The following is a 12504-nucleotide window of genomic DNA, read 5'->3' on the forward strand; positions in this document are numbered from 1 at the left end:
TTCTTACACAGATTTTTGAATTTAGTAACAAAAAGCACTGGCTTCATAGAAACCAGTGCTTTTTTATGTCGATTCGGCTAAATCTTAGTGGTGTAAGATTTGCGCTAGGAAATTTTGGGTCCTATCCGATTGAGGATTTTCGAAGAAATCAACAGGGTTGTTTTCTTCGATGATCTCTCCTGCGTCCATGAATATCACACGATCGGCAACTTCTTTAGCAAAGCCCATTTCATGTGTCACACAAAGCATAGTCATGCCTTCCTCGGCGAGTTCGACCATTACATCCAGTACTTCGCGAACCATTTCCGGGTCGAGTGCAGATGTTGGCTCATCAAAAAGCATGACTTTAGGGTTCATACACAAAGAGCGAGCAATCGCCACGCGTTGTTGCTGACCACCAGACAGCTGACCGGGATACTTCTCCGCTTGGTCTGGAATTTTAACACGTTCCAGATATTTCATCGCAACTGCTTCTGCCTCATCTTTTGGCATCTTCTTCACCCAGATAGGCGCGAGCGTACAGTTTTCCAGTACGGTTAAATGAGGGAAGAGATTAAAGTGTTGAAAGCACATGCCCACTTCTCGGCGTACTGCTTCAATGTTCTTTAAGTCTTCAGTTAATTCCGTACCAGAGACGTAAATGCTGCCTGCTTGGTGCTCTTCAAGGCGGTTAATACAGCGAATCATCGTTGATTTTCCCGACCCAGATGGGCCACAGATAACGATTTTCTCCCCGCGCTTAACGTCGAGGTTAATATTTTTTAGTACGTGAAACTCACCATACCATTTATTCATGTCCTTCAATTGGATCATGTAATCTTGTTGTTGCGTCATAATACGTCCTTGATCTTGATGAGTTATCGTTTGTGACCGGTATGAAGTTTGTTTTCAAGCCATATCGAATAGCGCGACATGCCAAAACAAAATACCCAAAACACTAACGCGACAAATACATAACTTTCTGTAGCAAAACCTAACCATTCAGGGTCGGTGTTTGCTGCTTGCCCTATACCGAGTACGTCAAACATACCAATGATGAGTACCAAACTGGTGTCTTTAAACAAACCGATGAAGGTGTTCACGATAGAAGGAATAGTAATCTTTAGCGCCTGTGGCAAGATAATCAGCCCAGTCTTTTTCCAGTAACTTAACCCAAGCGCATCAGCGGCTTCATATTGACCTTTCGGAATGGCTTGTAGACCACCGCGTACCACTTCTGCCATGTAAGCGGAGGCAAACATAACCACACCGATAAGGGCGCGAATCAGTTTATCTGTCTCTGAACCTTCAGACATAAATAATGGAAGCATAACCGAAGCCATGAACAAAACCGTAATCAGCGGAACGCCACGCCAAACTTCAATGTAGACGGTACAAATGCTGCGAATGATCGGCATCTCTGAACGTCTACCAAGCGCAAGTACCACACCAATTGGCAGTGAAACTACGATACCAACTAACGCAATAATGAGCGTAACGAGTAATCCACCCCATTTGTGTGTATCGACCACTTCTAGTCCAAAGACACCCCCGTACAACAGCCCAGCGATGATGAATGGGTAGATGTTTACGAAGAAAAGCCAAATCCACATCCGTTTCGGTGTCTTCTCATACGCGAGTAAAACAGTAAACATGGCCAATGTGATATAGAAAAGGCGAGGGCGCCATAGTTCGGACTCTGGATAAAAACCATACATGAACTGCTCCCAGCGCACGCTGATAAATACCCAGCAAGCACCATCTCGGCTACAGTCGTCACGCGTTGAGCCAATCCAGTCTGCGTTAATAAACGCCCAATCCACGATATACCATATTGCAGTTACGACAATATACGCAAGAATGACAGTAACAATGGAATTGATAGGGCCATTAAATAGATTTTTCCGCATCCAACCAACGAAGCCTACAGTATTGGCGGGTGGCGGGAGATCCGGTTGAAATTGATGAGTACTCATATTATCTCTCCACCAGCGCGACTTTACGGTTATACAAGTTCATTAATGCAGACGTAATCAGACTTAATGTCAAGTACACGCCCATCGTCATCGCAATGATCTCAATCGCTTGTCCCGTTTGGTTCAGGGTAGTACCAGCAAACACAGAGACAAGATCTGGGTAACCAATCGCCATCGCTAACGATGAGTTTTTGGTGAGGTTGAGATATTGACTGGTTAAAGGTGGAATAATAATTCGTAACGCTTGAGGAATGACAACAAGCTTTAAAGTTTTCGAGCGTGGTAAGCCTAGCGACATCGCTGCTTCGGTTTGACCATGGCTAACCGCATTAATACCAGAGCGCACAATCTCAGCAATGAAAGAAGCTGTATAAACACTCAATGCCAAAAGTAGCGCAGCCAATTCAGGAATAATGCTAATACCACCTCGGAAGTTAAACCCTTTTAGTTCAGGATAATTCAGTGAAATTGGCATACCAGCAAGGAAGTACACAACCAATGGAAGGCCAACAACTAAACCCAAAACTATTCTTCCCATTGGGGTTTGTTGCCCAGTGAGACGTTGCTTATTATTCGCCCATACATTAATTAATAAGCTTGCGATTACCCCGAAGATTAACGCGGCAATAACGTAGCTACTGCCAGGTTCCATAGTCGGTGCAGGGAAATATAAGCCACGAACGTTCAGGAAAATAGCTTCACCAAGACTTAAGCTTTGGCGTGGTGAGGGTAATGCTTGAAGAACAGCGAAATACCAGAAGAATATTTGCAGAAGAAGGGGGATATTTCGGAAAGTTTCGATATAAACTGCCGCTAAACGACTAACTAACCAGTTAGAAGAAAGGCGGGCAACCCCCACGGTAAAGCCAATCACAGTAGCCAGAATAATACCTAATACAGAGACTAACGCCGTATTAAGAAGGCCGATGATAAATGTTCTACCGTAAGAGTACGTTTCATCGTATTCAATTAATGTTAACCCAATACCAAACCCGGCTTCTTGATTCAGAAAACCGAAGCCCGTTGCAATACCACGAGCATCTAAGTTATTGAGAGCGTTGTTTACAATCGTGTAAAAGAAAAATACCAGTGCAGCAATGGCAATGATCTGGAAAATAGCAGAACGAAAGGCAGGATTATAAATCAGGCTCTTGCTTCCGCTTGGTTTGGACATCGTACTTGGCGATGCATCTTGTGTCGGTTTCATACAGCGATAACCTCAAACCTTAGTTATAGATATCGGCCTGTATAACGAAGTTTCGTCCTTGCTGGCTAAAGAATAACGCTCTCATGTCTAGCGGCTTACGAACCTTTAAAGCCGTTCCACAAAGCGAGCGCTTTTCGCCATCCAATGAGCGATCCTTACTCATACAGTGAGATATAATCAAGAAAAAGGGCGGCATGAACCGCCCTGATTAACTCTTTCTATCGGATTGGTGGCGCGTACATAAAGCCGCCTGCATTCCATAGCGCATTAACGCCACGAGAGATTTCTAATGGCGAACCAGTACCGACTGTACGTTCGAAGCTTTCACCATAGTTACCAACTTGTTTGATAACCTGGTAGCCCCAATCGTCACGGATACCCAACCCTTTGCCTTTAGGGCCATCAACACCGAGGATACGTTTGATGTTTGGATCTGTTGACTTCAGCATTTCATCCGCATTCTTCGAACTAATACCGTATTCTTCAGCGTTAATCATCGCAGACAATGTCCACTTAGCGATGTTAAACCATTGATCATCGCCTTGACGAACGACTGGACCTAGTGGCTCTTTAGAGATGATTTCTGGAAGAACGGTCGCAGAGGACGGATCTTTCAAATTCAAACGTAGTGCATAAAGGCCAGATTGGTCAGTTGTTAATACGTCACAGCGTCCCGCATCAAAACCTTTCGAAGTTTGCGCCGCTGTGTCGAATACCACTGGTTTGTACGCCATGCCTTGGTTGCGGAAATAATCTGCAAGGTTTAGCTCGGTTGTTGTACCTGATTGAACACATACCGACGCACCATCAAGCTCTTTAGCACTTGATATACCAAGTTCCTTCTTCACCATAAAACCTTGACCGTCGTAGTAGTTCACACCTACGAAGTTTAGGCCCAGAGCTGTGTCACGGTGGAGAGTCCAGGTCGTGTTACGGGAAAGCACATCAATCTCACCAGATTGAAGCGCAGTGAAACGTTCTTTTGCGGTTAGGGGTACATATTTAACTTTCGTTTTATCCCCAAGAACGGCTGCAGCCAGTGCTTGGCAATATTCTACGTCGATACCTTCCCATTCGCCTTTTGAGTTAGGGTTAGAGAAACCAGGTAGACCGGTACTTACGCCACAAGTAAGAAAGCCTTGTTTTGTGACTTTGTCCAGAGTAGTGTCTGCTGCTTGAGCTGATGTTGCCATCATCGCAGTAGAAGCCGCTACGACGGAAGCAAGAACTGTGAGTTTATTTGCCATTTGTATCCTTCCTGTATGATCCATGTTTAATCAGGAGTGACCTGAAATAACGTGTCCAATTCGTTAGAGTTATCGTCCTACGTGATTGATTTTCGAAGAAACGGCATTCGATAGATCAACCAGTTATAAGCGTAGGAAAGGATCTGTTAATTCTCAAATATATAATTTAAATGAAGTTTTGAGAGAACTTACAAAGTGCCTTGAGATTTAGAATGACGAAATGTTAATTGTTTGTAAATAGTGCAATTCATGGACAATTTGGTGCATCAGAACAATCAATAGAAGAGTGAACAATACAAAAGAATAAAAAGTTGTTATTAAAACTGTCATTAGCTGAGCAAGGTGAAGTTCAGTAAAAATTCAAACAAAAATTATTTGTGATACCGAAACAGGGTGATGAGCTTGCCCCATTTTTGGTAGCATGGTCTACAACAGCTAATTAGAGTAATCATGGATTGAAATGCGATATTTTCCTCTGTTCTTAGATTTAATTAATAAACCCGTTCTCGTCGTGGGTGGCGGTGAGGTGGCAAGCCGAAAGGTGGAAGCGTTGCTAAAGGCTGGGGCGGATGTGACTATCGTTTCTCCGACGTTGGTTGATTTTCTGTCTAAGCTTGCTTCTGAGCATCAACTGCGCTGGGTACAACGTTTCTATTCGAGTGACATTGTCACTAAAAGCTTTGTTCAAGTGTGGGCGACGACAGACAATCCTGAGCTAAATCACCAAGTGTACAAAGATGCCAAAGAGCTAGGCATCTTGGTTAACGTTGTGGATGATAAGCCTTATTGTGATTTCATCACGCCGTCTATGATTAATCGTGGCCGCATCCAAATCGCTATCTCTAGTGGTGGAGCTTCGCCAGTTTTAATTCGAAACATCCGTGAAAAACTTGAATCGATACTGCCACAAAACATGGGGTTGATGGCGGATTTTGCTAACTCAAAGCGAAACTCAATTAAAGAGGCACTGCCTAGCGTCGATTTACGCCGCAAGTTTTGGGAGCAATTTTTCTCGAATCCCGAGGTGGAAAACGCGCGAGATAATCGTGAGTTAGAAGCAATTTACCAAGCGACCATGGCAACACCTTTAGATGAAAAGGGAAGTTGTACTTGGATACATGTTGGGAAAGATGTTGAGATGTTGCCAATAAAAGCCGTACGCTATATGCAACAAGCGGAGCTGGCTCTGTACTCAACTCGATGTGAAGCGAATGTGTTAGAACTAATACGAAGAGATGCAGAAAGAGAAGCTTTCTCGAGCGCTGCTGAGCTTTCGGATATGCTGGCCAAGGCTAAAGCTGAAAAGCTTCGTATTTGCGTGTTCATACCACAAGGAACGAGCGAATTCGTATTGTTGCAAGGGCAGGACTTAGTTATCTAGCAATGCCAAATGCTAAAGTGGATACGTAGTTCGTTACACTAAAGCCAATAAAAAACGCCAGCCGGTTATGCGCTGGCGTTTTTATTTACTTCTCAGATTGATTAATCACGGAAGTTGTTAAACTGGAATGGGATACCCATCTCTGCTTCACGAATCGCTGCCATTGTCGCTTGCAGGTCGTCGCGTTTCTTACCAGTAACACGTACTTTGTCGCCTTGAATAGAAGCTTGTACTTTTAACTTTGCGTCTTTGATAAGTTTCACTACTTTTTTCGCCGTTGGAGTATCAATACCTTGGCGGAAAAGCAGAGTTTGGTGCCAGTTTTTACCAGTAACGTCTGGGTCTTGTGCATCCATTGCGTTCGCGTCAATGTTACGCTTCGCTAAGTGGCCGCGTAAAATGTCGCGCATTTGCTTAAGTTGGAAGTCACCTTCCGCAGACATTTTTACGTTTTCTTCTACTAGCTCAAAGCTCGCATTTACGTTGCGGAAATCGAAACGAGTAGACAATTCACGGTTAGCATTATCAACGGCGTTACGTAGTTCAACCGTATCGATTTCAGAAACAATATCAAACGATGGCATGAAGATTCCTTGATTATTTTGTTATAGGGACTTTCGGGACTTAACAGCGCTTGCCAGCATATTTAGCATTGTAGCAGTGTCTTCCCAACCTAGGCATGGATCTGTAATAGACTGACCATACGTTAGGTTATTGATGTCAGTCATTGGCTGATTGCCTTCAAGAATAAAGCTTTCAGCCATGATACCCGCAATACGAGTGCTGCCTGACTTAATTTGGTTACAAATGTCTTGAGCTACGTCGATTTGTTTTCTGTGTTGCTTCTGACAGTTTGCATGGCTGAAATCCACAACCAAACGTTGTGGCAATCCAAACTCAGCTAAAGCATCACATGCTTGTTTGACTGATGCTTCATCAAAGTTAGGGCCTTTTTCTCCACCGCGCAGAATAATATGACCGTAAGGGTTGCCACTTGTGCGGTAAACCGTCATTCGACCGTTCTTATCTGGCGAGTAGAAGTAATGCGATGCTTTCGATGCGCGAATTGCATCAATTGCAATTTTTACGTTGCCATTTGTGCCATTTTTGAAACCAACTGGGCAAGATAGTGCCGACGCCATTTCACGGTGAATTTGTGATTCCGTTGTGCGAGCACCAATCGCGCCCCAAGTGATCAAATCCGCGATGTATTGGCCAGTGATCATATCAAGAAACTCAGTAGCAGTCGCAAGACCAAGCTTGTTGATATCCAGTAGTAGTTTACGAGCTTTATGAAGACCAGCTTCAAGTGCGTAAGAACCATCTAGGTTAGGGTCCGTAATCAAACCTTTCCAACCAACTACTGTACGAGGCTTTTCAAAGTAAGTACGCATCACGATAAACAGTTCGTCTTTGTACTTGTCTTGGATTTCACTCAGGCGAGTGGCGTAATCAATGGCAGCTTCAGTGTCGTGAACAGAACACGGACCTACAATCGCAAGAAGGCGATCGTCTTCACCCGATAAAATGTTTTCAATCTGACGACGAGATTGAGCGATACGGTCTGCAACGTCATCCGTAATAGGATGTACACTACCTAGCTCTGCTGGGGTAGGCATTGGACCCAAAGGTTGGGTTCTCAATTCATCTGTTTTTATAGGCATGTTATAGCTTTATTCTCTATTGCGAAGGGGTAAAGATAACGGAATTACAGGCAGGAATAAACCGTTTCACGGGAATCTTCGCCAGGAAATACCGAATTGTATACAAAGGTGTAGGTATTCATTTAAATGACTTATGTATAAATGACAAAACTTGATCATTAAATCAATATATATACATTTGAATTTATAACCATTTTATCTATCTCGCTGTAAGGTAACCTAAGTAACTGCGATAAACTTCATACCTCACGGGTGACGCCGTCACTTCCTGAAGGTTAAATAACTCGTGAGATCGACTTTTGTTAACATTTCTTTGACATCTATTTCTTTCGTTGATTAACTGGTCTGACTAGATTGGTAAGGAGACCAAAATGTTATCAGCTCTACGTCGTGCGAATTTGTATCTAAATCTGTTTGGCTTTTCAAAAGTGCCGCTGATTTGGCTTTGCCACCCTAAAATCATTGCGATAGATAGCAAGCATGTTGAGGTTCGTATCCCATTGCGCAGAAGGACGAAGAACCACCTGAATAGCATGTATTTCGGCGCTTTAGCCGTTGGCGCTGATGTTGCTGGTGGTTTTCTTGCTATGAGTAAAGCGCAAGAAAAGGGAGAAGCGATCTCGCTAGCATTTAAAGGTGTGAAAGCCGAGTTTTTAAAGCGCCCGGAAGCCGATGTGCACTTTGTTTGCAATGATGGTCATGTCATTGATGAGATGCTCGAGCACACCTTGGCAACGGGTGAACGAGTAAATCGTGACGTAAAAATTGTCGCGCTGTGTCCTAACTTACATGGTGACGAGCCAATGGCTGAATTCTCGCTTACTCTTTCGATAAAAAAAGCAGCCCAACAAAGAAAAGAGGCTGCCTAGTGGTTTGTGGCTCGTTTGTTTAAAGGCGTTGGCTTAATTGAGTTCAATCTTCTCGATAGAGACGATTTTGGAGCGATTTAAGACCACTTTCCAGCGGTAATAAACAGGCTCATCGGTGTGGTTGTCCTCTTTGACAATCACATTGAGCAAATGACGTTTTTCTACTGACTCTTTGGTTACTTGACCTTCATTTAAACGGTAAACTCGGTTTGAGCTTTTATCCATCAAGCGGATGATAGGGCGTAAACTGATGTTCAATGTTTCTCTCGTTTGTTCGTAACCACTCAAGAAAAGAGAGGTCGCCATTTCGGTTTTCTCGTGATAATGAAGAATCTGCTCTTCACGTTGCACGACGCGCTTTTTCCGTATTCTTTGAATCTTATCCGGCAAGCTACTTAAGGTACGATAATCGAGCCACTCCAATTTTTTGCCAACCACTTTTTTCGTCGTTGGATCAACATACTTCTTACGCCATTTTGGCTTGCCTTTACGGATCCATCGCCACATGGCATCGCGTAAATCATCTTTAAAGATTTCTCGTAAAGCGTAAATAAAAGACATCGCGATAATGAATGAGGCAGAAATTTCCCCCAGATAATCGCGAGCGAGAATCACTGTCGAGGTCACGACAACCATCACTAAACCGGTTGCAATACCTTTGATAGCGCGCTTAATGTTGTTACCCATCGATATGGTTTCTTCACGAAGCACGATAGGGTGTTCAATCAATCGCCTTAGCAAGCGCATTTTGTTAGATAGGCGAGTAACGTCTTCAACGACTCTTGATGAGTTGTATTTGTTGAGTTTACGATGGGCTTGCTCTTTCTCACATAGCGTGATCAGGCGCTTCTTGATCGTGCCATAGTCGCCTTCACGTGGGAGATGAGCCACCAGTGACAGGAACTTTTGCTCGGTATACCAAGACAGATAGTTATCGATGTTAACGTAGTAGCGTTTTAAGTTCTCTTCATAAGGAATAGAACGCCGCAAGCGCTTTAAGATCTCAAGCGTGAGCTCGATAACTTCGTCCACTTCATCTTCCGTTACGGAGTTGTTCTCATGCTTGTTTAAACTTGCTACCGCTTTGTCTAGCGCGATAACGTATTGGTAAGCGAACAAACTCAAACTTACTCGGTATTGCTGATTCGACAGGCGTCCACGTTTGGCAAGTCGACTGTGTACTAGCGGAAGAAGGATTTCAGTACTGTAATAAGATCGTTGCTGTGTGATCGAGGTGTAATAAAATTCGGATTCACTGATGATATCGGCGTTTAAACCAAGCTCACCAGGTATAAAAAAGTAAATATCTAGGTCGACACTTTTGCTCTTTGCGAGTGCATGACTGATTTTTAATGTTATTGAGTCTTGTTTATCGACGGTGACCAAAGAAAGCTCCTGACTTTGCTAAAGCATTCTTAACTTATGCGTTCCGTTGAGCAGGTAAGTATAAGAGTGCTAAAAGAGTGACTGGGGCATATAGCTGAACGACAACAGCATAACAGAGCACTATGCTTTTCTCTCTGATTTTCTTGTTAGTTTAGGTATAATTCCACGTAAATTTAAAAAGAGACAAAATCAATGATTAAAATTGGTCAAATTAACAGCTTAGAAGTCATTAAAAAGGCTGATTTTGGCGTATTTCTGGATGGCGATGATTACGGTTCTGTTCTACTACCTAGTAAGTATGTACCAGAGGGTACTGAAATTGGTGAGCATGTAGACGTATTTCTGTACTTCGATTCAGAAAGCCAACTTGCTGCGACCATTGAAAGACCAATTGCCCAAGTGGGTGAATGGGGTTTAATGAAGATTGAGGGTGTGAATGCGACAGGTGCTTTTGTAAATTGGGGCATCAAAGAAAAGGACTTACTGATTCCTTTTAGTGAGCAACGCACTCGCTTCTCTGCCGGACAAACCATTTTAGTGTATGTTTATACCGACAAAGCGTCAGGTCGCATTGTTGGTACGACTAAGTTCAATAAATGGTTAGATAAAACTCCAGCGAATTATGAAGTTAACGAGCAAGTTGATTTGATCATCGCAGAGCGTAGTCAACTTGGTTATAAAGCTATCGTTAATGGTAAGCATTGGGGCATGATTTTCCCATCGGATGTTTTTGGTAAGCTTTACATCGGTAAAAAGCTGAAAGGCTTTATTAAGCACATTCGTGAAGATGGCAAAATCGACCTTGCTCTACAAAAAGTCGGTGTGGCGAAAATGGACGATCTTTCTAGTAAGATCCTTGACTTGCTAGAGAAGAAAGGCGGATTTTTGCCTTTGAATGACAAGTCTTCTCCTGAAGCGATTTTTGATGCTTTCCGCACAAGTAAAGGGACTTATAAAAAGACCATCGGTGGCTTATACAAGCAGGGTAAAATTGTCATTGAGAAAGACGGTATTCGTCTAGCGTAGTCCAAACTCACGTATAGTGGAACTACAGCCAAAAAAACGGCCCAAACTTTTCCTTTTTTTGGGCCTAGGGGAAACGGCTCCGCAGAGCCTGCGCTAAACTTGTCCAACAATAATTTTGTTGGTGAACATAGAGAGAAATGCCACATCAAAGCATTACTTTGATACAACTAGTTTAGTACAGCGTGTCCGGATCGCTAGCGAGCCCACTTGCTTTCATACTTCCGAATTAAAAAGCCATCGCAAATACGATGGCTTTTCATTTATTTATGGTTCGTTACGTCTTTTAAAATAAGTTCTTATCTCGTACTAATTCGCGAGGGAGACCATTCTTTATTCGGTTGCTTACCCACTTGCCAAGGCCAATAACTGCGCCTTGATAGGTGACAAGCACTTCGCCTTTACCTGTTTTCATTCCCTCAGGAATGGTTTGTGGGCGAACATCACGCCCCATGTACCATTCGCGCGCTTCTTCAATACTGAGTTCAATGGCGTTGCTTTCAGAACCTGTCGCCAGGGCAGTCGCGACTTGGTGTTGCCAACGGTAGCCATTTTTATGGGCTTCCGCGATCTTTATACCCATACGGGAGAAGCGTAATTCGCCGATCATCGCTTCTAAAGCATTAGGGAATAACCAGACATCTTTATCGCGAAGCCATACAGAACTGTCATTTGGAAGTTTAATACCTAACGCGCTTTGGAGTTGTTGAGCAATTTCTGTCGATTCTTTTTTTGAAGTTTTAGCAAAGGGGAATTTCCCCATGCGCTTTTTGACTTCTGGCGCCTCAACAGCAGCCAGTTTGCGAATTCTTGCAACAAAGAACCCTTCACAGTCGTAGACCTGTGGGAAAATATGCAAAAAGCCTTCTTCAGTTAGGGCTGCCTCTGCGTTTTCAAACAAGTTCTCAAGGCTTTCAAACTCTACAGCATCTCCAAAGGTTTCTTTCAAGTGATGACAAACTTGTTGGTTTTCTTCTGTACTGAGCGTACATGTTGAGTAAACCATCACACCACCGGGCTTTAATGCATGGAAGGCGCTTTCAATAAGATCTTTCTGTGTGTCAGCGATGTCGAGTACGGAAGCTTGCGTCCAGTTTTTCATCGCATCTTCGTCTTTGCGAACGGTGCCTTCTCCAGAGCAAGGCGCGTCGAGCAAAACCGCATCAAATTGTTCTGGTAGCCAACCGCCAAAAACGCGTCCATCGAAGTTACTTAGTGCGGCGTTACGTACCCCACAACGTTCCACATTAGCGTGCAGTACTTTTACACGACTTGCGGCGTATTCATTGGCCACAAGTACACCTTCGTTGTTCATTAAAGCTGCAATTTGAGTAGTTTTTGAGCCGGGAGCGGCTGCAGTATCTAACACGGCATCGTAAGATTCATCATTCATAAACAGAGCAGATACCGGCATCATTGAACTGGCTTCTTGAATGTAGAATAAGCCAGACATGTGTTCTGCTGTGTTGCCTAATGGTACAACTGACTCGTCCGCTTCAATCCAAAACCCCGTGTCACACCAAGGCACAGGAGAAAGCTTCCAGCCTTTTGTTTCTGCTCGTTCTAAAAACGCTTCAACGCTGATCTTCAACGTATTAACTCGAATACTTTTGCGCAGTGGCTTTTGGCAAGACGCGATAAAGTCTTCCATATTGAGGTGAGCAGGAAGGATCGTTTGGATTTTTTCCAGAAACGCGTCTGGGATGTAAACATTAGGATGCAATGTGGGATCTCGTTTGCAGAATTTGTGGCAAATAATATACGAAAGCGAA

General features: G+C 43.5%; 11 protein-coding genes. 3 read left to right on the forward strand and 8 right to left on the reverse strand.

The genetic code is table 11. From position 1 onward, the window contains the following. Positions 1 to 84 precede the first annotated feature (84 nt). From R7Q11_RS12255 to R7Q11_RS12270, 4 genes are all read right to left on the reverse strand, one after another. Positions 85 to 834, reverse strand: coding sequence for an amino acid ABC transporter ATP-binding protein (locus R7Q11_RS12255; RefSeq protein WP_005377400.1), 750 nt, complete (start codon positions 832 to 834; stop codon positions 85 to 87). 23 nt (positions 835 to 857) lie between these two features. Further along, entirely contained in the window at positions 858 to 1955 is a 1098-nt protein-coding gene (locus R7Q11_RS12260) for an amino acid ABC transporter permease (protein WP_017821868.1), read from the reverse strand. Position 1956: 1 nt separating this feature from the next. Continuing rightward, complete coding sequence (locus R7Q11_RS12265) at positions 1957 to 3162, reverse strand: amino acid ABC transporter permease (protein WP_225466469.1); 1206 nt, start codon at positions 3160 to 3162, stop codon at positions 1957 to 1959. Positions 3163 to 3380: 218 nt separating this feature from the next. Beyond that, positions 3381 to 4409: an amino acid ABC transporter substrate-binding protein gene (locus R7Q11_RS12270; RefSeq protein WP_025766608.1), complete on the reverse strand. Its 1029-nt coding sequence runs from the start codon at positions 4407 to 4409 to the stop codon at positions 3381 to 3383. Positions 4410 to 4869: 460 nt separating this feature from the next. Here R7Q11_RS12270 and R7Q11_RS12275 point away from each other — a divergent pair, with 460 nt between their 5' ends. Then, entirely contained in the window at positions 4870 to 5790 is a 921-nt protein-coding gene (locus R7Q11_RS12275) for a bifunctional precorrin-2 dehydrogenase/sirohydrochlorin ferrochelatase (protein ID WP_213914984.1), read from the forward strand. A gap of 101 nt (positions 5791 to 5891) precedes the next feature. Here the strand turns inward: R7Q11_RS12275 and R7Q11_RS12280 are convergent, their stop codons facing one another. Both R7Q11_RS12280 and R7Q11_RS12285 read right to left on the reverse strand, forming a co-directional pair. After that, positions 5892 to 6374, reverse strand: a complete 483-nt coding sequence (locus tag R7Q11_RS12280) for a YajQ family cyclic di-GMP-binding protein (RefSeq protein ID WP_005377415.1) — start codon at positions 6372 to 6374, stop codon at positions 5892 to 5894. Positions 6375 to 6395: 21 nt separating this feature from the next. After that, positions 6396 to 7454 carry a 3-deoxy-7-phosphoheptulonate synthase gene (locus R7Q11_RS12285; protein ID WP_213914985.1) on the reverse strand — a complete coding sequence of 353 codons (1059 nt, stop codon included), beginning with the start codon at positions 7452 to 7454 and terminating at the stop codon, positions 6396 to 6398. A 371-nt stretch (positions 7455 to 7825) separates the two neighbouring features. Between R7Q11_RS12285 and R7Q11_RS12290 the strand changes: the two genes are divergently transcribed. Then, positions 7826 to 8323: a DUF4442 domain-containing protein gene (locus R7Q11_RS12290; RefSeq protein WP_005377418.1), complete on the forward strand. Its 498-nt coding sequence runs from the start codon at positions 7826 to 7828 to the stop codon at positions 8321 to 8323. A 33-nt stretch (positions 8324 to 8356) separates the two neighbouring features. Here R7Q11_RS12290 and R7Q11_RS12295 read toward each other — a convergent pair whose 3' ends face one another. Further along, complete coding sequence (locus R7Q11_RS12295) at positions 8357 to 9709, reverse strand: hypothetical protein (RefSeq protein ID WP_005377421.1); 1353 nt, start codon at positions 9707 to 9709, stop codon at positions 8357 to 8359. A 192-nt stretch (positions 9710 to 9901) separates the two neighbouring features. Here R7Q11_RS12295 and R7Q11_RS12300 point away from each other — a divergent pair, with 192 nt between their 5' ends. After that, positions 9902 to 10735, forward strand: a complete 834-nt coding sequence (locus tag R7Q11_RS12300; protein ID WP_017633794.1) for a S1 RNA-binding domain-containing protein — start codon at positions 9902 to 9904, stop codon at positions 10733 to 10735. Positions 10736 to 11018: 283 nt separating this feature from the next. Here R7Q11_RS12300 and rsmF read toward each other — a convergent pair whose 3' ends face one another. Continuing rightward, positions 11019 to 12455, reverse strand: a complete 1437-nt coding sequence (rsmF, locus tag R7Q11_RS12305; protein WP_031781146.1) for a 16S rRNA (cytosine(1407)-C(5))-methyltransferase RsmF — start codon at positions 12453 to 12455, stop codon at positions 11019 to 11021. Between the last annotated feature and the right edge of the window lie 49 nt (positions 12456 to 12504).

Source organism: Vibrio sp. 970 (genome assembly GCF_033339075.1).